Origin of the sequence: Pradoshia sp., from assembly GCF_051873915.1 — a bacterium.
In the GTDB taxonomy this organism is placed as follows: domain Bacteria; phylum Bacillota; class Bacilli; order Bacillales; family Pradoshiaceae; genus Pradoshia.
On sequence record NZ_JBJEFJ010000111.1, the window covers coordinates 74800 to 98760 of the forward strand.

Here is a 23961-nt window from a genome sequence, read left to right on the forward strand (position 1 = left end):
AAGGTACAGAGGATTTGAATACGTGTAAAAAGGGGAAATGATGAAATAAGACAGCGTTATTGATGAAATTGAATCATTTAAACAGATAAATAAGTTGTTTATGCGCAAAAAGGCCTTCAAATATGAATTATTGGAGAAATTGAAACAATTATTGTTCAGAGGTGAAGAAATGGAGAATAAAGATGTAGTTGTATTGGTTACAGGAGCGGCCAATGGAATCGGAAGAGAGATTGCGATTCAGTATGGTAGAACTGGAGCGAGTGTCGTTTTGGTGGATCGTGACCAAAAAGGCGGTGAAGCAGCAATTGACTCAATGAAGGAGGCTCATTTGGATGCGCATTTCATTGCCGGGGATGTTGGTGAAGAGGATACGGTGCTTGAGGTAATGGAATATATTCGGAAGCAGTACGGACGGCTGGATGTGCTAATTAATAATGCAGGTGTATCCACATTTGTTCCCTTGCTTGAAATGACAACGGAGCAGTGGGACCGAATCATTCAGTCTAATTTGCGGTCTGTATTTTTGTTCGCACGGGAGGGGGCAAAATTGATGAACGAGAAAGGATGCATAATCAACATTGCATCGACAAGAGCGTTCCAATCTGAACCTGATTCAGAAGCCTATGCGGCAACGAAAGGAGGAATCATTGCCTTGACGCATGCTTTAAGCGCCTCCTTGGCCGAAAGACAAATCCGGGTTAATTCTATTAGTCCAGGCTGGATAGAGACAAAGGAGTATGATCATTTACGAGACATCGATCATGAACAGCATTTCTCTAAAAGGGTCGGGAAACCTGAAGATATAGCCAGATTATGTCTATTTCTAAGTGATTCCAGCAATGATTTCATTAATGGAGAAAATATAATCGTTGACGGCGGGATGACAAAGAAAATGATTTATGAACGATAAGTGGATTTTTGCGCAAATAGGATTAAAAGTGCATTTCTCCTAGTTGTTTTATTCTGTTCATCTAGTGTAAAATTAAAAAGGCCGCACGGCTACTTGCCATGTGACTGATTTCCTTGTTCGCTATAAATATGAATGACATACCATTTCGCGGGAAACGTGTGACATGCTTAATTGGATGTTTTATGTATGTCTCCGATTATGAACATCGATAGAAAACTCAATCCCAATGATAAGCAGCATGGTGGAAGAAATTTTTTCCTCCATAAATAAAAGCGTTGAACTCTTTGTCGATTTTCGGTACATTTTATGTGATGGGATACAACCTCTCCTATCACATAAAAGGGACGAAATTTTCGACTGCTAGACGCTTTGTACATAGAACCCGTAGAATTTGGGTAAAATCACATAAAGATGTAGCAGCTAGAAATTATATTGGCCTGAAATGAAATTAATTAATAAAGGAGCTTGATTATTTTGGTACAAAAATCTTTTCACGTAATCGACGAAACAGGAATTCATGCACGTCCAGCAACTTTGCTTGTTCAAACTGCAGGTAAATTCAACTCTGACATTAACTTAGAATATAAAGAAAAGAAAGTTAACTTGAAGTCTATCATGGGTGTTATGTCTCTAGGTATCGGCGCTGGCGCTGACATCACAATCTCTGCAGAAGGCAGCGATGAGCAAGATGCATTAAACGCAATCGAAGAAACTTTAGTTAAAGAAGGTTTGGCTAAGTAATGACAACGATGTTAAACGGAATAGCGGCATCAAATGGGATTGTCATAGCAAAAGCTTATCGTTTAATTGAACCTGATTTAACTGTTAGCAAGAAATCCATCACAGATGAGAAGGCTGAAATGGAGCGTCTTGATAGCGCTGTAAATAAAGCCCAATCTGAATTGGAATCAATTCGCGAGAAGGTAAAAGTAGAACAAGGTGCAGACAAAGCAGCTATCTTTGACGCTCACATCCTTGTTTTAAATGACCCTGAATTGCTTGGTGCTGTTAAAGAAAAAGTAAAATCAGAAAAAATCAATGCTGAATTTGCGATGCGCGAAATGGCAGACATGTTCATTATGATGTTCGAACAAATGGATAATGAATATATGAAAGAAAGAGCAGCTGATATCCGTGACGTTACGAAGCGTGTAATCAGCCACTTATTAGGCGTTCAAATCCCTAACCCAAGCATGATTTCTGAAGAAGTAATCGTTGTGGCAGAGGATTTAACACCTTCTGATACAGCTCAACTTAACAGAGATTTCGTAAAAGGGTTTACAACTGATATCGGCGGACGTACTTCTCACTCTGCTATCATGGCTCGTTCCCTTGAAATTCCAGCGGTTGTTGGAACAAAACAAGCGACTGAATCTATTCAAAATGGCGATATGATCATCCTTGATGGTCTGAAAGGTGAGGTTCACATCAATCCGACGCCTGAATTGATTGAAGAATACAAGAAAGCTGCTGATGCATATGCTCAGCAAAAGCTTGAATGGGCTAAACTTGTCAATGAGAAAACTGTTACAGCTGATGGCCATCATGTTGAGCTTGCAGCTAACATCGGTACACCGAATGATTTATCCGGCGTTATCTCAAACGGCGGGGAAGCTGTAGGCTTATACAGAACTGAGTTCTTATACATGGGCCGTGAAAACCTTCCTTCTGAAGACGAACAATTTGAATCTTACAAAGCTGTTCTAGAAGGCATGGAGGGCAAACCTGTTGTCGTTCGTACACTTGACATCGGCGGCGATAAGGAGCTTCCATACTTGGATCTTCCGAAAGAAATGAATCCATTCCTTGGTTTCCGTGCGATTCGTCTATGCCTTGAAGAAAAAGGTATTTTCAGAACGCAATTGAGAGCGCTTTTGAGAGCCTCTGTATACGGAAACTTGCGTATCATGTTCCCAATGATCGCTACATTGGATGAATTCCGTGAAGCGAAAGCACTCCTTGAAGAAGAAAAAGCAAAATTGATTCAAGAAGGTGTTCAAGTATCTGATTCCATCCAACTTGGAATTATGGTTGAAATTCCTTCCACAGCTGTTATCGCTGATCAATTCGCTAAAGAAGTTGACTTCTTCAGCATTGGAACAAATGACTTGATTCAATACACAATGGCTGCAGACCGTATGAACGAACGCGTTTCTTACTTATACCAGCCTTATAACCCTGCAATCCTTCGTCTTGTTAAGATGGTTATTGATGCAGCACACAAAGAAGGTAAATGGGCAGGCATGTGTGGAGAAATGGCGGGCGATGAGCTTGCGATTCCACTTCTTGTCGGCTTAGGATTAGATGAGTTCTCAATGAGTGCTACTTCTATTCTTCGTGCTCGTTCTCAAATCAAAACATTGTCATTAACAGACATGCAAGAATTAGCAGCAAAAGCTTTACAAATGCAAACAGCTTCCCAAGCTGTAGAACTAGTTAAGGAAGCAACAGCACAAAAATAATTTTTAGTAAAAAGATCTTTTTGTGTTTGATAAAAGAAAAATAGGGGTAACTTAAGTATGGACACAACAGCAACATGCTTTTAGTGACCCCCCTTTCTTAATCAACTGGGAAACCAGTTGATTTTTTTTGTTTTCCTAAAGGATAAAGGTTATTTGCCGGCTGATTTCTATCCCTATATGATAGAATGAAGAAGAAAGATGATGTACTTTTGGAGGGCTTATTGATGCAGAAACAAACAATTGGCTTTATAGGTTTGGGTGTAATGGGCAAAAGCATGGCCAGGAATATTATGAAGGCTGGCTACCCGTTGATTGGTTATTCACGAACAAAAGAAAAGTGCGCAGATTTAATTACAGAGGGAATGAGATGGGCAGATACGGTTCAAGATGTGGCTGTTAATGCAGAGATCATCCTCACAATGGTCGGGTTCCCAAAAGATGTGGAAGAAGTCTATTTAGGTGAACACGGATTAATTAATCAGGCTAAGGCTGGTACATATTTAATTGATATGACTACCTCTGCTCCACAGCTTGCCAAGAAGCTATTTGCGGCCGGGAAGGAGAAGGGGATTCATGTGCTTGATGCTCCTGTATCTGGAGGAGATATCGGTGCAAGAAATGGTGCTCTCGCCATTATGGTTGGAGGGGAGAAGAAAGATTTCGACATGATTACGCCTTTGTTCCGTACAATGGGAACGAATATTGAGTATCAAGGGTCTGCGGGCTCAGGCCAGCATACAAAGCTTTGCAACCAAATGGCCATTGCAGGTACGATGATTGGCGTATGCGAATCACTTGTCTATGCTAAAAGGGCAGGTTTGGACCCTGAGACAGTGCTGAAGAGTATTTCTGGGGGTGCCGCAGGAAGCTTTTCGTTGACGAATCTTGCTCCGCGCATCTTAAAGGGCGATTTTGAGCCTGGATTTTACATAAAGCATTTTATAAAAGATTTAAAGATTGTCCTAGATGAAAGTGAAGCGCTTGGTCTTGATTTTCCAGGCGTGTCACTCGCTAAATCCTTGTATGAGGAGCTGGCAGAAGAAGGTCTGGGAGAAAAAGGGACACAGGCTCTATATAAATACTGGAAGTAAAGGAATAAGGAAAGGGAGGAGCGTTTAGACGCTCCTCCCCTTTTTCATTTTCCTTCAAGAAATAGTTCCAGCCGGTCCAGTCCTATTATAAGGGACTCCATGGATACAGCGTAGGAAAAACGGAAATAACCCTCGCCATATTCAGAAAAAGCTGATCCTGGGACAACGGCAACCTTCTTCTTGCGGACTAATTCCAGCGCAAAATCAAGAGAGGTGCTGAAACCATCTGGGATCTCTACAAAGAAGTAGAACGCTCCGTCAGGCATGACGGTTCTTAATCCCATCTTCTCCAAGCGACCATAAACATAATCCCGTCTATTTCGATATTCTTCTTTCATCATGACAGCATCATTCTTGCCGTTTTTCATCGCCTCAAGTGCGGCCATTTGTGATATGGAAGAAGCGCATGATACGTTGTATTGATGAACCTTAAGCATATGCTTGGCGATACTTTCGGGAGCCATTAAAAAGCCAATTCTCCAGCCTGTCATGGCATGTGATTTGGAAACCCCATTAATGATAATCGTTTGTTCTCTCAAGATTGTACCAATGGATATATGCTTTCGGTCAAGAGTAAGCTCGCTGTAGATCTCATCTGCAAGAACAAAGGTATTCCGGCCTCTCAGCAGGTCGGCAATTTCAGTTAATTCTTCCTTGGTCAAGGAAACACCGGTCGGGTTAGAAGGGTAGGGGAGAACAACGCATTTTGTCTTCTCTGTTAAGAGAGGGGCAATTACGTCTTTGGTCATTTTAAAGGATGTACCCGTTGTGTCGGCATAAACAGGTACTGCGCCTGCAAGCTTAATAAGCGGCTCATATCCAGGATAGACAGGGCCTGGAAGGATGACCTCATCCCCTTCTTTCAAAATGGTGCGAAAAGCAATATCAATCGCCTGGCTTGCTCCTACGGTCACGATAATCTCATTGTTTGGATTATAGGCCAATGAATATTTCTCAGACATAAAGGCAGCAGCAGCCTCGCGTAGTGCGAGCATGCCTGCGTTATGTGTGTAGGTAGTCATGTCATTCTCGATTGCCTCTATCGCTTGCTCTTTAATATGCAAAGGGGTAGGAAAATCCGGCAATCCAATCGTGAAAGACAGAACCCCGTCTATCTCTGAGACAAGATTATAAAACTTCCGGATGCCCGAAATTTCGATTTGTTTAACTTTTGGATTGATCAGGTGTTCCATTTTGGTTCTCCTCTCTAGTATGTATCCTTCTATTATATATTTGCTTCATTTACGTGTACACCATCCAGAATTTGATTCATGATTCTATATGAAAATAAATCCAGCTTGATTGGGGACGCTAGTAACTAACAGATGATGTCTGGAGGAATTAAGATGTATCGCATGCTGGGGAAGACACCATCCGGCAAGGTCGAGGAGGCAGATTATTCCCTTTCGAAATTAGGCGAATATGAATGGGTTTGGGTGGATCTTTCGTCTCCGACAAAAGAGGAAGCAGCAAGACTGTTTAGCCAATATCAGTTTCATCCCTTGGCAGTGGAGGATTGCTTAGATGCTATCAATCAACGGCCTAAAGTCGATTTTTTTGAGGATTATATGTTTCTTGTCATCTATGCACTTAAAGAGGATTATTTAATGGCCGAGCTAGATTTGTTTGTTAGTGAGCAATTTATTATTACCTATCATCAAATGACAATTAACGCAATACATGAGGTGTGGGAAACGGCTCTCGGTCAATCGCTGGATACCCCGATTGATATCCTGCACCAATTGATAGACAGGGTAGTCGATGAATATTTTCCAAAGGCCTATGATATCGAGGAAAGGCTGAATGCTCTGGAGGAAAATGCAGATTTGCTCTCCATTAAGGAATTGATGAATCATTTATATGATCTTAGGATGATTATTTTCAGAATTAGAAGGGTCATACTTCCAATGAATGATTTACTTTACCGCATTACACATACGGAAAAAATGACCCTTGTTTCTGAGAAACAATATTATTTTAATGATGTGTATGACCATCTTTTGAAATTACGGGAGATGATTGAGGGATACCGGGATTTTTCAGCAGACCTGCGCGATAATTACATGAGTGTAAATTCCAATAATATGAATGAAACAATCATGGCGCTCACCATCATTACGACGATCTTTATGCCGCTCAGCTTTATCGCTGGTCTATACGGTATGAATTTCTCTTTTATGCCAATGGCCGGATGGAAACACGGTTTTTGGTATGTGATGCTCGTAATGGGAATTAGTGCTGTTGTAATGGTGGTTTTCTTTAAGGCGAAAGGGTGGGTTTTCCGGGCAAGAGTATATAAGAGAGGAAGGAATAAAGAGCATGGTGGATAGAACTGCTGAAACAATTAAATCAGCAGTTCTTATTTTTTCCACTCTGTATAAGGATAGCTTTCTCCAAGCCGTGCAAATGTTGGTTTATAGTATTTACGCGGTGAGTGCTGTTTTCTTCCAGTATCTTCGCTTTCCTCTTTAATGCCAGTGTAAATCATCAATCGCTGCTTGGCTTTAGAGAGAGGAATTTTTGAGGATGGATTACGAATGTTTTTTGATAGATGGCCTAAATGTGGCAAATTCGTAAAGTCCCCTTTGCATGGGGGGATATGAAAGGTATACTTTCCGCATTCAATCAGCACATCAGACTGCTGGAAACTGAGATGAGGGTGATCGGAGAATTGAAGCCCAAGCTTCTTCGCTTTTCCTTCTTCCAGCATTTTGGTTAATGAACACTTTTTTAAGTGATAAAGAAATTTTGGATTTGAGGCTGTTTTAGCATGCCTGTTTACAGAATAAATGGCTTCGGCCAAATCATCTGCCGAGTAGGATTTTTGATTTCGGTTGTTCCCTCTCGTTTCTTTCATAAATTGTCCTTTCTATTCTTTCGTGTATTTTAGCGGTGAATACTAAGTTTGATACTAATAATTATACCGTGTCTAGCAAATGGATGAAAGGGAAAACATCGCTCGAGTTATCACCAATTGCTTAATGAATGAAGGGTTATTGCTTTTTTGATGAGGGATGAGTATTCTAAATGCATATCTTATACATAAGTGAGTGAATAAAATGATGAAGAATGGTCTACTAGCGTCTCTGGGCGGAGCGATAGGCGCATGCCTTCGGTACGGAATGAATGAGATCATCCCTTATACAGTTTTCCCCTTGGCGACATTTCTGATTAATAGTATCGGCTCTTTTATTTTAGCCTTTTTGACCTTTTCCTTATTTAGGGACGAGAGATTTTCGAATTTAAAACTTTTCCTGGGAACCGGATTATGCGGCGGATTCACCACAATGAGTACATATGCCCTGGAGACGGTCAGACTTTTGGATACAGATCCTGCAGCTGCACTTCTATATATGATGCTAACCTTATTCATTGGGGTCGGCATGGCCTTATGCGGGCTGGCGGCGGCTGCCTTACTTCGTAAAGGCAGGGGGGGAGTCAAATGATTTCAGTTATGTTAGGAGGATTCATTGGCACGTTCATACGATATGCAATAACAGAAGGGATGAAAGGGAGAACCTCTATCTTTCCTTCAGCAGTGCTGTTCATTAATTTAGCCGGTTCCTTCTTAATTGGACTCATGGCCGGGATTGGGTTGAATGCAGCATCTCCAGAAGGCAGATTGATCTTTACCGGATGTTTAGGTGCATTCACAACCTTCTCAACCTTTAGTGTGGAAACAGTTCAGCTTTGGAAGGAGAAGAGGCTAAGCACGCTTACTGTTTATCTTCTCTTGTCCTTGCTAGGGTCGGTGATGCTGTGTTTGACCGCCTATTGGCTGGGCCAAGCATTCAAATAATAGGCAGGCGTTTTAGAAACGCCTGCTGTTTCATGTTTCGGAGGGCTGCATGCCGGCTTCGCCATGATAAAGGTCAAAGACAGTAATCTCAGGCCTGCATAGCAGACGGTAAGGAATCCTGGTAGTTCCTAACCCTCGGTTAACATAGAGGGAGAAGGAATCGCTTAATTCGTATAATCCTTCATTGTATTCCTTAGCGTGCGGCGGTGTAATCAATGGACCTACCAAGGGAATCTGTACTTGTCCCCCGTGGCTGTGACCGCTCAATTGCAAATGAACGGGGTAGCGAGCGGCTTCGTTCGCATAATCTGGGGCATGGGATAAAAGAAGGGTAAACAGGTTTCTTGGTTTCCCAGAGAGTGCTTGGGCGATATCTGGTGCACCAAGACTAGAATCGTCTACACCGGCAATCAGCATGCTTTCCCCGTTCTTTTGAACGATATCAGAAGCATTCTTTAGTACTTTAAAGCCGCATTTGTCCATCGTTTGTTCATAAAGCTCTGTTCCATAACCTCCATGGTCATGATTCCCGTAGACAGCGTATTTTCCGAGAGGAGCTTTCAAAGAGTTTAGAAGGCTATATAATTCTGAGGGGACACTATATTCATCCGGATTGTCAAGTAAATCCCCTGCAAAGCAAATTAAATCTGGCTTGAAATCGTTAATAGTTTGAACGGTCTTTTTTAGATCAGTCAAGTCATATTGAAATCCGATGTGGGTGTCATTAAATTGGACGATACGGGTTTGGTTAAATGAAGGAGGAATCAGAAGATGCGAATATGTATACTGGTTGATTTCAACCCAATCAGGTTCTACTTCCTTCATATAGTATCTTCCCCCCGCTAATGAAGTGAGCAGGGTAACTCCATATAGCGCCCCTTTTTTTAGAAAAGAACGTCTTGAAAGTGTTTTCATGGCATTTCCCTTTTCTTCGCAATTTTGCTTTTTATATTCTTTCCCATCCTATCATGCAGGGCTTTGGTTTGTTAAGTAATTCGAATGCAGGAAGGACTTTCTCTCAATCTATGGTAAATTAGGATGGTTTAAGGTAAACTATAATAATAACCCTTATGCTTTTCATGTGGAAGGCTAACCATCAACGTACATTTCCCGAAGTCTAAAAGATGAGGATGTTGAAAATGAATAAAAGCAAAAGCAAGCAATATGAAATGTTGTATATTCCTTCAAAATTCGGGATGATTAAAGTATACATTTATGGTTTTAAACAGAACGGCAAGACAGGCCGAGTATTTATTGTGTTAAATGGTATAAAGGTTAACGGGAAAGGGATTCATAAGAAGCAGACATTGATCAGCACATTATCAAAATTTAATGAGATGATTAAAGCTTCTTAGGTGATTGGGAAATTCCCTTAAATACGATTAGTCCAACAGACGGATGACCATTTGGTTATTCGTCTGTTTTTTTGTTTCCTTGAAGGTCAATAGATAAATAGAGCTATTGCTCATCTATGCCGGAATTTAGGATTTTATTAACTTACATTTTTTGGATGAAAATGTGGTAAAATTAATTGAATATTCTCAATAATGGAGGGATAGGATGAAGGGGAAGGTAGTTATCATTACCGGTGGTTCAAGCGGGATGGGTTTAGCCATGGCAAAGAAATTCATCTCGGAAGGGGCGAAGGTGGTCATCACGGGAAGAAACCGTGAAAGACTGGAGTCAGCAAAGGCAGAAATCGCCGCTAAAGAAGGAGAACTCTTGACCATTCAAATGGACGTCCGCCTGGTGGAGGATGTAAACGAAATGGTAGAAGAGACCGTGCGTACCTTTGGGACTGTGGATTTCCTGATCAATAACGCAGCGGGGAATTTTATCTGTCCATCAGAGGATTTATCTCCTAATGGGTGGAAGGCTGTTATTGATATTGTGTTAAATGGGACCTTTTATTGCAGCAGTGCTGTCGGAAGATACTGGATTGACCATCAGATAAAAGGATCTATCACGAATATGATTGCGACTTATGCTTGGGATGCAGCACCGCATGTCGTTCATTCTGCTTCGGCTAAAGCAGGTGTACTCGCTATGACAAGAACACTGGCTGTAGAATGGGGGCGGAAATATGGTATAAGAGTTAACGCCATTGCACCGGGTCCGATCGAGCGTACAGGAGGAGCGGGGAAACTGTTTCAATCTGAAGAGGCGGAAAAAAGGACGATTGAGCATGTCCCGCTTGGCCGTCTTGGAACACCTGAAGAGATTGCTGAACTTGCCTGTTTCCTTTTTATGGACCAGGCGCAATATATAAATGGAGAGTGCATTTCGATGGATGGGGGATCACATTTGCGGCAATATACTTTCTGATTTAGGGTGCAGGAAAGGGTTCTCTATCTTTTTCTAATGAAAAGTGTAAGGCCTTCATAAATGGGGAATAGCCTAATTATACGAACAAATTCCTACACTATAGGAGGATGAAGAATGAAGCATCTTTTGCGAACGTTTCTTGCGTCTTTAGCCATATTCATCGTCTTTCCTCTTTTGAATGTAAAAGCGGACAGGCCATTAAGTGAGGAGGAAGCCTTTCGTTTCCTGCAGGAAGCTTTTGATGCCCAATTAGCCATAACTGAAAACCCAAGAAGCATGGAAGAGATAGAAGAATCCCTTGGGCGTTACTTTACGAAGGAATACACAAAGGATTTTATTGAGATGAATGTGAAGGAGAATATGGATGGGGAAGGATATCTTGCCTACGGGACTGATTTTGCCCTTTATTATATCCCTTTCTTTACATATGATGAAAACACAAAGCTTGGCTATGACATAGAGCGGGATAAATGGTATGTGTATGAATGGTTTGAAGAATCAAGTGAAGGACCTGTAAGCTATGATGGACATTATGAGGCCGTTGGGCTGACGTTTGAAGACAATGAATGGGCCATTGATGACTATCAAATCAGCTTTGATCCCGAGGGATTAAGTGATAATCCTACGGTTGAAAAGAGTGAAAACGACCAATCAGAAGTTACTAAATCTGATGACGGAATCTGGGGAACCGTGCTTGGATTCATCAAATACGCATCCATTACACCATTTGCTTCCTTAGGATGGATATCAGTCGAATAATTGCTAAGGTATGACCATGAAAGCCACTCTAAGATCAGAGTGGCTTTTCCAATTAACCGAGCGCCTTGGTAATCCGCTCTTGATCGAAGCCGATGATGACTTCTCCATTAATGACGAAGGTAGGCGTCGAATAGGAATCATATTGATTCATTAATGTCTTTCGAGCTTTGGCATCCTTCTTGATATCAAGTAATGTATAGGCAATGCCGTGTTCATCAAAATAATTTTTTGCAAAGGCGCATGGCGGGCATCCGGGCTGTGTAAAGAATAGGATGGGTTCCACTACGCTCAACCCCTTTCTATAATCATCGTTTTACTCTTTGCTTATCGTAACATGGAAAAGAGGGCTTTGGGGTATATGAAAGAATCTGACCAAAAAATTCCGGATGAAAAAATAGGTGAGTGGAATTTTTATCCCATTGTTTTTATGTTAAAATGGGTAAGTCTCTTAAATTGGGTAACACATTGACATAAATGGCAAAGAATAAGTAAAGACTTTTGGTGTACAATTAAGGCTTATTCCACTATCCTATAAATGATGGATACCTAAGAGAAACTATTTGTTGGTAGTCACGAAAGGAGCATATATTAAATATGTCACGTTTACAAGGAATTCTTACACGATTAAAAAATTTGCAAGAGCAAGCGAAAGTATCTGATACAGCACAACGTGTGTTTGAAGTTGAAGGCCAGGTGAAATGCCAAGTCACTTTCTTTGATAAAACAGAAACATTTGAGTTGGAAATTTTCCAAGACAAAGGGAAGACTTTGAAATATCAATTTGATAATATTGATATGATCGCTATTGAGATTTTTGAGTTAATCTACAGCTAATTAGATCGATGAACATCATAAAAGGATGCTGCCACTAAAATCATAAAAAACACCGCCAAGAATAGCATCTGCTAATGATGGATGACTAGATAAAGGGGTTCTTTTCCATGTTGGAAATACAAAAATTAGATGGGTTTGAACTGGCTGTCAAAGATTTGATGATATCGTCTGAACGTGTGGCACATGTCCAAAAGGGTAATAATCTCGAACATGCCCTTCTTGTCCTGACAAGAAGCGGGTATACGGCCATACCTGTTCTCGACCATACATTTAAGCTTCAGGGCTTGATTAGTACACCCAAAATTATGGATGTCATAATGGGACTTGAGCGAATTGAGTTTGAGAAGCTTGACCAGATTAAGGTTGAGGATGTGATGAACGGTGACATTCCATGTCTTGATGTGAACGATGCCATTGAGGAAGCATTGGAATTGTTAATCGATCATCCGTTTATATGTGTGGTGGAGAATAAAGGGACATTTGCAGGAATTCTAACGCGAAGACAGATTTTAAAGCAAGTAAACCGATTGGTGAAGAAAATGAAATACAATTAATGAAGAGCCTCCATCGTTAGGAGGCTTTTTCTTATCTTTCTGAAGGAATATACAGGGAAGGGACTTTCTTGGATTCCTCGTTTTGGATACAATGGTTTTTAAGGGGGTTCTGTTTTGGAGACGAAAAAAACGAATAGTAAGAAAAGAAAAACGAACCGCCCGCTCGTTCTTATTTCCATTATTCTGGCAACCTTTATGAGTGCTGTTGAGGGAACAATCGTTTCAACGGCCTTACCGGAGATTGTCGGCGAGCTAGGGGGATTTTCACTATACAGCTGGGTATTTTCAGCCTATCTGCTCATGAATACGGTAACAGTGCTCATCTATGGAAAACTGGCTGACTTATTTGGCCGTAAGCCTGTATTGTTGTTTGGAATCTCTGTCTTTATGATTGGGTCTCTCTTTGCCGGTTTTGCCTGGTCAATGCAAAGTCTGATTTTCTTCAGGCTCATTCAAGGGTTTGGAGCTGGAGCGGTTACGCCCATTGCCATGACAGTGGTAGGTGATATTTACTCGCGAGAAGAGCGGGCAAAGATTCAAGGATATTTATCAAGCGTATGGGGAATCTCCGCGATTCTAGGACCTGCCCTTGGTGGCTTTTTTGTTCAGTATTCCTCTTGGAGCTGGATTTTCTGGATCAATATTCCCCTTGGACTTCTGGCCGTATGCGGTTTAGTCTTCTTCTTCCATGAGGAAGTAAAGCGGAAAAAGCATAAAATTGATTATTTGGGTGCAGCGCTGATTACAGGCTCTATTACGCTTTCTATGTATGTGTTTGTGGAAGGTGGCATCCGCTTTGACTGGCTGTCTTCGCAAAGTTTTCTGTACATAGGGATTATCGCTCTGTTGTTTTATTTGTTCGTTAGACATGAGAATCGATTTGAGGAGCCGGTGATGCCGTTTGCTGTTTGGAGAATCCGTCCCATTCTCATTGCTAATTTAACCTCTCTTTTGACTGGGATGATTTTAATCGGAATCTCAAGCTATCTGCCTGCCTTTGTTCAAGGTGTAATGGGGCTTTCACCCACGATTGCAGGGTTTACATTGACAGTCATGTCAATCGGATGGCCAATTGCCTCTACGGCATCTGGTTACCTGCTTTTAAAGATTGGGTACAGAAAAACGTGTATCCTTGGCGGTGTCTTTCTTGTGTTTGGAGGAACGATATTTATGCTTCTTCCCTCTCTTCCAAATCCTTTCTTAGCAGCATTTGGATCGTTCTTGACTGGCGCTGGAATGGGCTTGACAAGTACAGCCTTCATCGTTTCCATTCAGTCCACGGTGGAATGGGAGAGCCGCGGTGCGGCAACAGCGGCCAATATGTTTATGAGGAATCTTGGTAATACTGTTGGAGCGGCCGTGCTGGGAGGAATTCTTAACAATCGCCTTCAGGCATATTTTCTAAGTCACGATTATTCGGGTGAGAAGCTTGATCTCAATTCCGTAAATGAATTGTTAAGTGCTGAAGTACGCAGTACATTGGCTCCGGAAAAATTGAGCCAGCTGCAAAGCGGACTGACGCATGCCTTGGGATACGTTTATACAGGAGTCTTTATCCTTGCGCTTTGTGCGCTCATTCTTATCCTTTTCATGCCAAGAAAAGAAGTCGAAGAATCACGTGGTTAATGTTTGCGGTTACCTGAGGTTAGAAGGTACAATAAACTGTGCGTTCGATTAAAGGATATAGAGCAGTGAGGGAACCGAATGATGATAACCGATTTTGAACTATTGGACACATTGGCAGAAGAATTGAATTTGAGAAGGACGGCTGAAAGAATGTTTGTCTCCCAGCCGGCTTTGTCTCAGCGCCTTCAATCGATTGAAAGAGAGTGGGGTACCGCTCTTTTTATCCGTTCTCCAAAGGGAATGATGCTGACAGAGGCGGGAGAGATTGTCGTTCAATATGCGCGGGATTCATTGAAGTTAAAGAGTAAGGCGCGCGAAAGAGTGGATGCCCTTACACATGATGTTCAAGGGACCTTAAAGATTGCGAGCGCTTCTATCGCCGGTCAGTACTGGCTTCCCTCGGTTTTGAAGAAATATGTAGCAGCCTATCCCAATGTTAAAATCTCGCTTGTAACCGGTTGGAGCAGCGAAATGATCGAGAATTTATACAATGGGAATGCTCATATTGGTATTTTGCGAGGGAGCCCAGACTGGAGCGGATATAAGAAGCTGTTATTTAATGATCCTTTATTTTTGGTTGATACAGAATTGAGCCAGCTTTCAGACGCGATGGATACGGAGAAACCTTTTATTCTATTTAAGAGTGATTCAAACTATTATAGGGAAATCCAGAATTGGTGGATTCGTCATTATAGTATTCCGCCGACGCGGACAATCTTAGTCGACCAAATCGAAACCTGTAAACAGATGGTGATGAATGGAATTGGATATGCCATCTTGCCGGGAATCTCCTTAAGGGAAGAGGATGCTTCCTATTATAAGCTTCCTTTGTTTGATAAAGACGGGCAGGCGGTTGACCGGAAAACATGGATTGTCTGCAGTGAAGCGTCATTAGAACTTAGACAGGTAAAGGCATTTGTTGACCTTGCGCTTCAGATGATGACCGCTGAATCAAAATGTAAGGATTGACTTGAATTTCATTTTTTTGTTTGTTAAAGTTAAGAAAATTATGTAGTGGGAGATGAGGAATCAGCATGAAAATGATGGACGCTAATGAGATTATTTCTTTTATCGGAAATAGTGTGAAGAAAACCCCGGTGAAAGTATACATAAAAGGACAGCTGGAAGGACTTGATTTCGGTCCCGAAGCTTCTGCCTTTATTAACGGCAGTACTGGAGTTGTCTTCGGAGAATGGTCTGTAATCCAGCCAGTACTTGAAGAGAATAAAGAGAAGATTGAAGATTATGTTGTAGAGAACGACCGACGCAACTCTGCTATTCCTCTTTTAGATCTTAAAGGAATCAATGCCCGTATTGAACCTGGTGCTATTATCCGTGACCAAGTGCATATCGGTGATAATGCTGTTATCATGATGGGTGCCTCCATCAATATCGGAGCCAGCATTGGCGAAAAAACGATGATTGATATGAACGCTGTGCTTGGAGGACGTGCAACAGTAGGGAAGAACTGTCATATTGGTGCAGGCTCTGTCTTAGCTGGTGTAATCGAGCCGCCTTCTGCGAACCCAGTTGTGATTGAGGATAATGTTCTCGTTGGGGCAAATGCTGTCATTCTAGAAGGTGTTCGAGTTGGCGAAGGAGCCGTTGTCGCAGCTGGTGCAATCGTTGTAGAGGATGTACCTGCCCATACGGTGGTAGCAGGTGTTCCTGCGAAAGTCATCAAACATATCAACGATGTTGAAAAATCAAAAATTGAAATCAAGGACGAGCTTCGACAGCTCTAATCCTGAATGAGAGGGCGCGGAAATGACTTTCCGCGCCTGTTTTCAGATGAAAGTCGAGGTGGAGAAAGAGTGGATAAGGATAAGCTGATTAAAATCCGGAGGGACCTGCATCAAATACCTGAACTTGGCTTCCAGGAATTCAAAACACAGGCCTATTTACTGGATTACATAAAAAGCCTTCCGCAGGAAAGTGTCGAATGGGAAACGTGGAAAACAGGTATCTTTGTTCGCGTCAAGGGACTTAGCCCGAAAAGGACAATTGGTTATCGAGCAGACATAGACGGGCTGCCGATTAAAGAGGAAACAGGTCTGTCCTGCACCTCTCTTCATGAAGGAAGGATGCATGCTTGCGGGCACGATTTCCATATGACCATTGCTCTAGGAGTGTTAACCCAACTTGTAAAAAATCCTATTAATGATCATGTCCTTTTTATGTTCCAGCCAGCTGAAGAAGGACCTGGCGGTGCGCAGGAAATGATTCAGACGGATATCTTCAAACGATGGAAGCCTGAGATGATCTTTGGGCTTCATGTGGCGCCTGAATATCCAGTTGGGACAATCGCGACGAAGCCTGGGCTGCTTTTTGCCAATACATCAGAATTATATCTTGATTTTATCGGTAAAGGCGGTCATGCCGCTTATCCGCATTTGACGAATGATATGGTAGTAGCTTCTTGTCAGTTTGTTAATCAGCTTCAAACGATTGTCTCTCGAAACATTAATCCGATGGATTCGGCTGTTGTAACCATTGGGAAGATTACGGGAGGAACGGTCCAGAATATCATTGCAGAAACCTCCCGTATTGAGGGAACAATCCGAACCTTGTCAGAGGATGCGATGGTATTAGTCAGGGATAGGATTAAGCAAATGGCGAAGGGTGCTGAGGTTACCTTCAATTGCCAGGTCAAAATAGATTTTGGGGCATCTTATTATCAAGTCTATAATGAAGAAAACGTCACGAAGGAGTTCATGTCATTTGTACATGAGCATAAAGAAGCTTCCTTGACCCAGTGCAAGGAGGCCATGACAGGGGAGGACTTTGGGTATATGATCAAGGATATCCCAGGCTTTATGTTCTGGCTTGGTGTTAATTCCCCGTATGGTCTTCATCATGCGAAAATGAACCCTGATGAAGCAGCAATTGAATTTGCCGTTAATCTTATCAGCGATTACCTGCATAAGGCATAATCTTGAGAAAAAAGGGCCAGGTCCGTTATATGGACCTGGCCTATTCTCTGTCCTATTCTGCCGCTTTTGCTGCTTCTTGTTTTCTAATCTCATCAATGGCAAGCTTGATTTGCTGGCGCAGTACACGCTCAACATATGCCTGCTGCCCATTGGTTGTTCTTGCAACAATCCGAATCGTGAAATCCGAAATGCCAAGCTCTTGAATACCGAGAATGTCTGGACCAAGGACGATATCGTCATTTTCCTCCGCCATTTTTCTGCAAATATCCTGAATGACCATGGTAATGAGATCGAAATGGTCATTCTCGCTTAACTTGATCTCAACCATCGCTCTCATTGTGCCTCGTGAATGATTGCTTACTGTGGCAATCTGTCTATTGGGGATAAAATGAAGGCTTCCGTCATAATCCCTTATTTGAAGGGTCTTAAGACCGACAACTTCAACGGTTCCCTTTATAAGTCCGATTGTCACCTCATCACCGACATCAATTTGTCTTTCAAGAAGGATGAAGAAACCTGTAACGACATCACTGACAAGGCCTTGTGCCCCGAAACCGACAGCAAGGCCGACAATTCCAGCACCGGCAAGGATGGCAGTTACCTTAATATCGAATAATTCCAGAATAGTGACGATTAATATGAATGAATAAATATAGCTGATAATATTTTTCGTCAATGATTCAAGTGTTTTTGTGCGGTTATCTGTTCCTTTGCTTTTCGCTTGCAGACGGGCAAAGATCGTTTCAACGACCTTGTTTGTGAAAATCTTGATTAATTTGTAGATGACATAGAAGAAAAGGACCCTTAATAATACCTCTCCTATGTCAATAAGCAGTTGCTCCCATTGGATATTAGCCCAATTGAATGCAGCCGACATGTATAAATTCATGTGACCATTTCCTTTCTCTTTCTCCAATAAAACATCTCCTCTAATAGAATAAAGGAAAAATTGATTGAAAAACAATAGTTTCCTATAATAATAAATGAAATTTCTCTATGATATCTGCTACTATTTAATGTAAAAGATGGTATTTTTAACTTTTCTGCTGTGCATGATAAATTTTCTTCGGTATTATTTAAAGTAGGCTATTTTGTCACAATTTATCCATATGAATCATTGGCTTAAAAACATTATAATGGTCAAATGGAGAAAACATAACGGAAAGAAGAGGCTAAGAGTCATGAGTGTTGAATTAGTCACAATGGGGATACTATGGTGCTACTTATATATTTATATCATCATTGCCTCCATTGAATTTGGAATCGGTTTTTTCGCCTATTATGGCAGATTTGTCAGCAAAAAACCAAGTGTACATAAACTTGAGAACGCTTATGATCCACGCCTATGGCATATAACGATTATCTTCTTTGTTCTATTTGTAGTAGGGTTGATTGGCTTTTTTCCAGATACGCTCGAATATTATGGGAGGGCTTTGATCATTCCCGGTATAGTTGTCGTCATCTTGATTTTGATTCGTTTTTTAGCCCACCTGCTATATAAGAAAGAAAAGAACACAGGCTGGTTTCTCTTCGTATATGGTTCAACCGGCTTATTGATTCCGGCGGCCCTTTCTATCGGCCTGACCATCTCTGAGGGAGGTTTTATCCGCAGAGAGAACGAAGTGGTGGAGCTTTTAAGCTGGAAGCTGTTTTTAAGTCCTTATTCATGGAGTGTTGTTTTCCTTGCGGTTGTGAGTGTTTTGTTTATCAGCGCATCATTTTTGTATTTCTATAAACAAAGAATGGGAGACATAGCCGCCAGTGAGACGACAAGGGGGTATGCTTTGTTTTGGAGCGTGCCGGCTATCTTTGCCTCTATCCTGGTTATTGTCTCGCTGAGAGGGCATAATATTCGCCATTTTGAGAGCGGTCTGGATGTATGGTGGCTGTTCGCCCTATCTCTTATCTTTTACTTTGGGGCTGTTTATCTGATTTATACGAGGAAGAGGCAGGGTCTGGCCTTCCTGTTTGTTCTATTGCAATTCTTGACGGCCTTTTTTGGATATGGAATTTCACATCTTCCCTTTATTTTGGACCCGTTTATTACGATTCAGTCTTTTAAGGGGGAGAGAGGCTGGGCGGCGCTTGCGGCACTGTTAATAATCGGAGTGCTCTTGATTGTCCCTTTTGGACGAATGGTCAGGAAACTGCTTGATGATAAAAAAGAATAATAATAAAAAGCGCAAGGCACCTTTAGAAAGGGCCTTGCGCTTTTGCGTTGTCGATTATACTTCCATGATAATTGGAAGGATCATTGGGCGGCGCTTTGTCCGCTCATATAAGAATGGTCCTAGTGTATCAGTTACTTGATTCTTAATTTCAGACCATTGAGTTGTTTTCTTGGCCATCGTTTTGTTCAAATGCTGGGTAATCAAGTTTTGAGCATCATTGATTAAGTCACCGGATTCTCTCATGTAGACAAAGCCTCTTGAGATGATATCTGGTCCGGCTGCAATCTTGAATTCCTTCATATTGATGCTTACAACAACGATTACCAATCCTTCCTCTGAAAGGATGCGTCGGTCACGCAGCACAATATTCCCGATATCACCTATACCGCTTCCGTCAATATAGACATTTCCAGAAGGTACCTTTCCGGCTACGGATGCGCTGTCCTGTGTAAGAGCGAGTACTTCGCCATTATCCATGATGAAGCAATTCTCTTCCTTTACACCACAATCAACAGCAAGCTGGACATGTGTGCGCTGCATGCGGTATTCCCCGTGAATCGGCATGAAGAATTTCGGCTTCATTAAGCGAAGCATAAGCTTTTGTTCTTCTTGTCCGCCGTGACCGGATGTGTGAATATTGCTGAGCGGCCCGTGAATAACGTCAGCTCCTGCGCGGTACAGCATGTTGATTGTCCGTGAAACGCTGATGGTGTTTCCAGGGATAGGGGAAGAAGAAAAGACAACCGTATCTCCTGGGATGATTTGAATTTGTCTATGTGTTCCGTTGGCAATCCTTGATAACGCTGCCATTGGCTCACCCTGTGATCCAGTACAAAGAATGGTTACTTCATTTGCTGGTGTCCGATTCAATGTCTGGGTATCAATGAATGTTTCCTTCGGTGCATTGATGTATCCGAGTTCAAGACCAATTTCAATGGCATTTTCCATGCTGCGGCCAAATACGGCAATCTTGCGTCCGTTTTCAACGGCTGCTTCTGTTACTTGCTGCAGGCGATGAATATTAGAGGCAAATGTTGCAAAAATAATCCGCCCATCCACTTTACGGAAGATATCCTGGATGCTTTCGCCCACTTTACGCTCAGACATGGTGAAATTAGGAATTTCACTGTTCGTGCTGTCAGACAAAAGGCATAGGACGCCTTCTTTTCCGATTTCAGCCATCTTTGTTAAGTTTGCAGGCTCTCCTACCGGTGTGAAGTCGAATTTGAAGTCCCCTGTATGAACGATGTTTCCTTGAGGTGTCTTTACGACAATCCCGTAGGAATCAGGGATACTATGGGTTGTCCGATAGAAAGTAACAGAAGTTTTACGGAACTTGATAATGTCATCCTCTTTAATTTCGTGGATTGTTGCTTGACGTAGCAGTCCGTGCTCTTCTAACTTTTTCTTAACCAGGCCGATGGCAAGCTTACCGCCGTATATAGGGATATTGATTTGTTTGAGCAAATAAGGGATCCCGCCGATATGATCTTCATGGCCATGTGTGATGAATAGTCCTTTAATCTTATCAACGTTTTTGACAAGATAGGAATAGTCAGGAATCACATAATCGATACCCAATAATTCATCCTCAGGGAATTTGATGCCGGCATCAATCAAGACGATTTCATCTTGGAATTGTACCGCATACGTATTTTTGCCGATTTCGCCAAGCCCTCCAAGGGCGAAAACAGCTGTTTGGTCATTTTTAACGAACTTCATATATTACTCAATCTCCATGATGCGGAAATCTGGGTTTTGCTTTTCAAACTCCAAGTATTCCGCATCAAGTACTTGTACAAATTCAATGTTAAAAGGAAGGCTTTTTAACTTTTGACGAACATCACGTTCAGATGTTCCTTCAACATAAGCAGTTTTTGTTTTTTCGCGTACAGGTACCTCAGCGGCATTTTCCTGAAAAAAAACTTTAAAAATCATAATAAAAATCTCTCCTAACTAAACTCTAATAAAATTTATAAATAAAGAGGCGGCATGGAGCAACAACCAGGCCACCTTATCTATTCAAAGTGTTTTCCTTTTTTGGTTTGTTCCTTTAGTCACTATTATAAGAAAATATCCTAACCATTGCATGTTTAAACCATTAATGCGTGGACTGTTATCTACTTTACCGAAAGAATAAGCCCTCCGCAAGGATATTTGAAGGGCTTTTCAAAAAATTATGCAATTGATTTCCTGCCCATCAGGTCCTTCCATTGTTTAAGAAGCTTTTTTCTGAGCTTTTTTAACATGGTTGACCATCTCCTTTACTTCTTATTTTAATGGTTATTTAATGAAAGTAAATACATCTGCAGATTTATATGCATGCTTTTCATTAATTTCTTATCTCGTTTGAATATTCATAGTATATGTCGGGCAGGTGCTGTTTAGTTTGTTATATATTGACAGTGTTTTATGGATGGTCATGTTTAAGTGACGGAGTGGAAGGGTCATTATATTAGTGATAGTATGAAGATGGGAAAAATCAAACGTATTTACATGCAGGCTGGAGGAAGGTCATGGGAAAGATTTGTTTTTTTGATATTGATGGTACACTGCTGGATTCAGAGAAGAAGATTCCACAGTCGACAAAGGAAGCTTTGCGTTTATTAAAGAAAAATGGTACTTATATTGCCATTGCAACTGGCAGAGCGCCATTTATGATCAAGGGCTTATTGAAGGAGCTGGAGATTGATTCATATGTGTCCTTTAATGGGCAATATGTTGTCTTTGAAGGTGAAGTGATTTATAGAAATCCTTTATCTAGAGAACAATTAACAAGACTTGAAATGGACAGCGGGCAGCATGGCCATTCAATGGTATTTATGAATGATGTGACGATGAAAGCAAATGTCAAGCATGACCCGTATATTGAAGAAAGTTTGGGAACCCTGCACTTCCCTCATCCGGAACTGGACCCGGTTTATTATAAGGAGCAGGATATCTATCAAGGGCTTCTTTTCTGTGAGGAGCATGAAACCGCGCTTTATGAGGGTAAATATCCAGATATTCAATTCATTCGCTGGCATCCTTATTCAATGGATGTCGTTCCATTAGGAGGTTCAAAGGCGAAGGGGATTGAACAGGTTATTAAGCGCAAGGGCTTCACGATGGATGATGTGTATGCCTTTGGGGATGCTCTGAATGATATGGAGATGATCCAAGCAGCTGGATGCGGAGTTGTCATGGGCAATGGTGTACAGCAGGTGAAGGAGCATGCTGATTTTGTTACAAAGAGCGTGGATGATGATGGAATCTATTATGCCTTAAAACAATTGAAGCTTATTTAAAGATAAGCTTTGTTAATCTTAAGTGTTGATTGCGGGCGGTGAAACCAAGGGCGGTCGGTGTGCCTATTCGAGTGTTTGGGCGCATCAGTTGGTGTCTTCCTATCCGCTGATTCCGCAGGAGTCAACCACACCTTCCGCTGCAATCAACAAACAGAGCCAAAGTTAAAATCCCTGCATTCCTATCATTTCTAGAGAGGAATGCAGGGATTTTTTGTTTGATTACCGTTCGATGATCACGGCATTGTCTACTTCGGCAAATGGTTGTTCTGCATTGATATGATCATAGAACATGACGCCATTTAAATGGTCGATTTCGTGTTGGATAATGATGGCCATTAATCCCGTTAAACGGATGGTAATCGGCTCGCCATCCATATTGAAGGCCTGAACCTTTACTTTATGATAACGAGGTACATATCCCGGAACAGGGCGGTCGACTGATAAGCAGCCTTCCCCTGAGGATAAATAAGCTTTTTGGACTGAATGACTGACAATCTTTGGATTGAACAGGGTATAGGAATGAAGCTTATCCTTCTCATCAGTTCCATAAATGGCAAGCATCCGTTTTGAAACATTGATTTGCGGAGCGGCTAATCCAACTCCGGCTCTAAGCCCGAATTTGCCTGCTATCTCTGGATTCTGGCTGTTCTTTAAGTACTCAAGCATACTTTTCAGTGTTGCTTTGTCCTCCTCTGTTGGAGGAATTGTCACTTCTGCGGCCCTTTGACGCAGTGTCGGATGGCCTTCCTTGATGATATCTGCCATTGTAATCATTGTGTTTCACCTCATGAACATCTGCATTAATACCTTCTAGTGTATCAAATCAATTGATAAATGTTAATTAGCTTGTTAATTTAGCTTTAACGGACAGGAAGCATCCCGTCTAAAAGAACATGAGAAACCAAGATGAATAGGCGTGTGAACAACTGTCCATAAAAGCCCGATTGGTTCAACTAACTATCAGCGGAGAGGAGGGACACTCCGCTGTTGGAAGTTTCACTTAATCCCGCATTAACGGACAGTAAGACTCCCGCCTAAAAGAATGTAAGAAAGTCGAGAAGTATAGGTGGGAGGTCAATTGTCCATAAAAGCCCGATTGGTTCAACTAACCATCAGTGGAGAGGAGGAACACTCCGCTGAAGGAAGTTTCACTTTATGATAAAGATCTGCTTATTGGTATATATGATATAAGTTGTCAAAATATGACTGG

Annotated in this window: 26 protein-coding genes; 18 read left to right on the forward strand and 8 right to left on the reverse strand. The window is 41.7% G+C overall.

The features are described from left to right. The first annotated feature begins 169 nt into the window (after positions 1-169). From ACI35L_RS10335 to ACI35L_RS10350, 4 genes are all read left to right on the forward strand, one after another. The gene (locus ACI35L_RS10335; RefSeq protein WP_049672973.1) at positions 170-910 is read left to right on the forward strand and encodes an SDR family NAD(P)-dependent oxidoreductase; all 741 of its coding nucleotides are present in this window, start codon (positions 170-172) and stop codon (positions 908-910) included. Between the two features lie 474 nt (positions 911-1384). Then, positions 1385-1651, forward strand: coding sequence for a phosphocarrier protein HPr (locus ACI35L_RS10340; RefSeq protein ID WP_049671584.1), 267 nt, complete (start codon positions 1385-1387; stop codon positions 1649-1651). Further along, positions 1651-3372, forward strand: coding sequence for a phosphoenolpyruvate--protein phosphotransferase (ptsP, locus tag ACI35L_RS10345; RefSeq protein ID WP_049671583.1), 1722 nt, complete (start codon positions 1651-1653; stop codon positions 3370-3372). Before ACI35L_RS10340 ends, ptsP begins: the two co-directional genes overlap by 1 nt. A 224-nt stretch (positions 3373-3596) precedes the next feature. Next, positions 3597-4463: an NAD(P)-dependent oxidoreductase gene (locus ACI35L_RS10350; protein WP_439802844.1), complete on the forward strand. Its 867-nt coding sequence runs from the start codon at positions 3597-3599 to the stop codon at positions 4461-4463. A 44-nt stretch (positions 4464-4507) separates the two neighbouring features. On the opposite strand, the gene ACI35L_RS10355 is transcribed toward ACI35L_RS10350, so the two are convergent. Further along, a complete protein-coding gene (locus ACI35L_RS10355) occupies positions 4508-5656 on the reverse strand; it encodes an aminotransferase A (RefSeq protein ID WP_439802845.1) in 1149 nt (382 codons plus the stop codon). 153 nt (positions 5657-5809) lie between these two features. Between ACI35L_RS10355 and corA the strand changes: the two genes are divergently transcribed. Continuing rightward, entirely contained in the window at positions 5810-6793 is a 984-nt protein-coding gene (gene corA, locus ACI35L_RS10360) for a magnesium/cobalt transporter CorA (RefSeq protein WP_439802846.1), read from the forward strand. A 29-nt stretch (positions 6794-6822) separates the two neighbouring features. Here corA and ACI35L_RS10365 read toward each other — a convergent pair whose 3' ends face one another. Then, a complete protein-coding gene (locus ACI35L_RS10365) occupies positions 6823-7320 on the reverse strand; it encodes a YkyB family protein (RefSeq protein WP_439802847.1) in 498 nt (165 codons plus the stop codon). Positions 7321-7525: 205 nt separating this feature from the next. Here ACI35L_RS10365 and crcB (ACI35L_RS10370) point away from each other — a divergent pair, with 205 nt between their 5' ends. After that, positions 7526-7909 (forward strand): fluoride efflux transporter CrcB, encoded by a 384-nt coding sequence (gene crcB / locus ACI35L_RS10370; RefSeq protein ID WP_439802855.1) that lies wholly within the window; start codon positions 7526-7528, stop codon positions 7907-7909. Then, positions 7906-8262 (forward strand): fluoride efflux transporter CrcB, encoded by a 357-nt coding sequence (gene crcB, locus ACI35L_RS10375; protein ID WP_439802848.1) that lies wholly within the window; start codon positions 7906-7908, stop codon positions 8260-8262. The genes crcB (ACI35L_RS10370) and crcB (ACI35L_RS10375) overlap by 4 nt, the downstream gene beginning before the upstream one ends. Before the next feature lie 30 nt (positions 8263-8292). Here crcB (ACI35L_RS10375) and ACI35L_RS10380 read toward each other — a convergent pair whose 3' ends face one another. Then, positions 8293-9087, reverse strand: coding sequence for a metallophosphoesterase (locus ACI35L_RS10380; protein ID WP_231589534.1), 795 nt, complete (start codon positions 9085-9087; stop codon positions 8293-8295). Positions 9088-9401: 314 nt separating this feature from the next. Here ACI35L_RS10380 and ACI35L_RS10385 point away from each other — a divergent pair, with 314 nt between their 5' ends. From ACI35L_RS10385 to ACI35L_RS10395, 3 genes are all read left to right on the forward strand, one after another. Beyond that, complete coding sequence (locus tag ACI35L_RS10385; RefSeq protein ID WP_049671576.1) at positions 9402-9617, forward strand: hypothetical protein; 216 nt, start codon at positions 9402-9404, stop codon at positions 9615-9617. 205 nt (positions 9618-9822) lie between these two features. Then, positions 9823-10587: a 2,4-dienoyl-CoA reductase gene (gene fadH, locus ACI35L_RS10390; RefSeq protein WP_439802849.1), complete on the forward strand. Its 765-nt coding sequence runs from the start codon at positions 9823-9825 to the stop codon at positions 10585-10587. 114 nt (positions 10588-10701) lie between these two features. After that, entirely contained in the window at positions 10702-11346 is a 645-nt protein-coding gene (locus tag ACI35L_RS10395; protein WP_439802850.1) for a DUF3993 domain-containing protein, read from the forward strand. Positions 11347-11398: 52 nt separating this feature from the next. Here the strand turns inward: ACI35L_RS10395 and ACI35L_RS10400 are convergent, their stop codons facing one another. Continuing rightward, complete coding sequence (locus ACI35L_RS10400; RefSeq protein WP_049671573.1) at positions 11399-11629, reverse strand: glutaredoxin family protein; 231 nt, start codon at positions 11627-11629, stop codon at positions 11399-11401. 311 nt (positions 11630-11940) lie between these two features. Between ACI35L_RS10400 and ACI35L_RS10405 the strand changes: the two genes are divergently transcribed. The 6 genes from ACI35L_RS10405 (at position 11941) to ACI35L_RS10430 (ending at position 17293) form a co-directional block, all read left to right on the forward strand. Then, entirely contained in the window at positions 11941-12180 is a 240-nt protein-coding gene (locus tag ACI35L_RS10405; protein ID WP_049671572.1) for a YkuJ family protein, read from the forward strand. Between the two features lie 107 nt (positions 12181-12287). Then, entirely contained in the window at positions 12288-12734 is a 447-nt protein-coding gene (cbpB, locus tag ACI35L_RS10410; protein WP_049671571.1) for a cyclic-di-AMP-binding protein CbpB, read from the forward strand. A 114-nt stretch (positions 12735-12848) separates the two neighbouring features. Beyond that, positions 12849-14360 (forward strand): MDR family MFS transporter, encoded by a 1512-nt coding sequence (locus ACI35L_RS10415; RefSeq protein WP_049671570.1) that lies wholly within the window; start codon positions 12849-12851, stop codon positions 14358-14360. A 78-nt stretch (positions 14361-14438) separates the two neighbouring features. Beyond that, complete coding sequence (locus ACI35L_RS10420; RefSeq protein ID WP_049671569.1) at positions 14439-15329, forward strand: LysR family transcriptional regulator; 891 nt, start codon at positions 14439-14441, stop codon at positions 15327-15329. Positions 15330-15394: 65 nt separating this feature from the next. Then, positions 15395-16105, forward strand: a complete 711-nt coding sequence (gene dapD / locus ACI35L_RS10425) for a 2,3,4,5-tetrahydropyridine-2,6-dicarboxylate N-acetyltransferase (RefSeq protein ID WP_049671568.1) — start codon at positions 15395-15397, stop codon at positions 16103-16105. Between the two features lie 69 nt (positions 16106-16174). Beyond that, a complete protein-coding gene (locus ACI35L_RS10430; RefSeq protein ID WP_439802851.1) occupies positions 16175-17293 on the forward strand; it encodes an N-acetyldiaminopimelate deacetylase in 1119 nt (372 codons plus the stop codon). A 52-nt stretch (positions 17294-17345) separates the two neighbouring features. On the opposite strand, the gene ACI35L_RS10435 is transcribed toward ACI35L_RS10430, so the two are convergent. After that, a complete protein-coding gene (locus ACI35L_RS10435) occupies positions 17346-18209 on the reverse strand; it encodes a mechanosensitive ion channel family protein (protein WP_053103763.1) in 864 nt (287 codons plus the stop codon). A 265-nt stretch (positions 18210-18474) separates the two neighbouring features. Here ACI35L_RS10435 and ACI35L_RS10440 point away from each other — a divergent pair, with 265 nt between their 5' ends. After that, positions 18475-19464 carry a cytochrome d ubiquinol oxidase subunit II gene (locus tag ACI35L_RS10440; RefSeq protein ID WP_439802852.1) on the forward strand — a complete coding sequence of 330 codons (990 nt, stop codon included), beginning with the start codon at positions 18475-18477 and terminating at the stop codon, positions 19462-19464. 54 nt (positions 19465-19518) lie between these two features. Here the strand turns inward: ACI35L_RS10440 and rnjA are convergent, their stop codons facing one another. Together rnjA and ACI35L_RS10450 are read right to left on the reverse strand one after the other, a co-directional pair. Then, positions 19519-21186, reverse strand: coding sequence for a ribonuclease J1 (rnjA, locus tag ACI35L_RS10445; protein ID WP_049671565.1), 1668 nt, complete (start codon positions 21184-21186; stop codon positions 19519-19521). 3 nt (positions 21187-21189) lie between these two features. After that, positions 21190-21402: a DNA-dependent RNA polymerase subunit epsilon gene (locus ACI35L_RS10450; protein WP_049671564.1), complete on the reverse strand. Its 213-nt coding sequence runs from the start codon at positions 21400-21402 to the stop codon at positions 21190-21192. A 578-nt stretch (positions 21403-21980) separates the two neighbouring features. Between ACI35L_RS10450 and ACI35L_RS10455 the strand changes: the two genes are divergently transcribed. Continuing rightward, on the forward strand, positions 21981-22751 hold the full coding sequence (locus tag ACI35L_RS10455) for a Cof-type HAD-IIB family hydrolase (protein ID WP_049671563.1): 771 nt from the start codon (positions 21981-21983) through the stop codon (positions 22749-22751). 219 nt (positions 22752-22970) lie between these two features. Here the strand turns inward: ACI35L_RS10455 and def are convergent, their stop codons facing one another. After that, complete coding sequence (gene def, locus ACI35L_RS10460) at positions 22971-23525, reverse strand: peptide deformylase (RefSeq protein ID WP_049671562.1); 555 nt, start codon at positions 23523-23525, stop codon at positions 22971-22973. Positions 23526-23961 lie beyond the last annotated feature (436 nt).

Excerpts from the sequence above, each read along its gene's own strand:
- ACI35L_RS10335 (WP_049672973.1), top strand. The coding sequence starts at position 170 with ATGGAGAATAAAGATGTAGTTGTATTGGTTACAGGAGCGGCCAATGGA.
- ptsP (WP_049671583.1), top strand. The coding sequence starts at position 1,651 with ATGACAACGATGTTAAACGGAATAGCGGCATCAAATGGGATTGTCATA.
- ACI35L_RS10350 (WP_439802844.1), top strand. The coding sequence starts at position 3,597 with ATGCAGAAACAAACAATTGGCTTTATAGGTTTGGGTGTAATGGGCAAA.
- ACI35L_RS10355 (WP_439802845.1), bottom strand. The coding sequence starts at position 5,656 with ATGGAACACCTGATCAATCCAAAAGTTAAACAAATCGAAATTTCGGGC.
- corA (WP_439802846.1), top strand. The coding sequence starts at position 5,810 with ATGTATCGCATGCTGGGGAAGACACCATCCGGCAAGGTCGAGGAGGCA.
- ACI35L_RS10365 (WP_439802847.1), bottom strand. The coding sequence starts at position 7,320 with ATGAAAGAAACGAGAGGGAACAACCGAAATCAAAAATCCTACTCGGCA.
- crcB (WP_439802855.1), top strand. The coding sequence starts at position 7,526 with ATGAAGAATGGTCTACTAGCGTCTCTGGGCGGAGCGATAGGCGCATGC.
- crcB (WP_439802848.1), top strand. The coding sequence starts at position 7,906 with ATGATTTCAGTTATGTTAGGAGGATTCATTGGCACGTTCATACGATAT.
- ACI35L_RS10380 (WP_231589534.1), bottom strand. The coding sequence starts at position 9,087 with ATGAAGGAAGTAGAACCTGATTGGGTTGAAATCAACCAGTATACATAT.
- ACI35L_RS10385 (WP_049671576.1), top strand. The coding sequence starts at position 9,402 with ATGAATAAAAGCAAAAGCAAGCAATATGAAATGTTGTATATTCCTTCA.
- fadH (WP_439802849.1), top strand. The coding sequence starts at position 9,823 with ATGAAGGGGAAGGTAGTTATCATTACCGGTGGTTCAAGCGGGATGGGT.
- ACI35L_RS10395 (WP_439802850.1), top strand. The coding sequence starts at position 10,702 with ATGAAGCATCTTTTGCGAACGTTTCTTGCGTCTTTAGCCATATTCATC.
- ACI35L_RS10405 (WP_049671572.1), top strand. The coding sequence starts at position 11,941 with ATGTCACGTTTACAAGGAATTCTTACACGATTAAAAAATTTGCAAGAG.
- cbpB (WP_049671571.1), top strand. The coding sequence starts at position 12,288 with ATGTTGGAAATACAAAAATTAGATGGGTTTGAACTGGCTGTCAAAGAT.
- ACI35L_RS10420 (WP_049671569.1), top strand. The coding sequence starts at position 14,439 with ATGATGATAACCGATTTTGAACTATTGGACACATTGGCAGAAGAATTG.
- dapD (WP_049671568.1), top strand. The coding sequence starts at position 15,395 with ATGAAAATGATGGACGCTAATGAGATTATTTCTTTTATCGGAAATAGT.
- ACI35L_RS10440 (WP_439802852.1), top strand. The coding sequence starts at position 18,475 with ATGAGTGTTGAATTAGTCACAATGGGGATACTATGGTGCTACTTATAT.
- rnjA (WP_049671565.1), bottom strand. The coding sequence starts at position 21,186 with ATGAAGTTCGTTAAAAATGACCAAACAGCTGTTTTCGCCCTTGGAGGG.
- ACI35L_RS10450 (WP_049671564.1), bottom strand. The coding sequence starts at position 21,402 with ATGATTTTTAAAGTTTTTTTTCAGGAAAATGCCGCTGAGGTACCTGTA.
- ACI35L_RS10455 (WP_049671563.1), top strand. The coding sequence starts at position 21,981 with ATGGGAAAGATTTGTTTTTTTGATATTGATGGTACACTGCTGGATTCA.
- def (WP_049671562.1), bottom strand. The coding sequence starts at position 23,525 with ATGATTACAATGGCAGATATCATCAAGGAAGGCCATCCGACACTGCGT.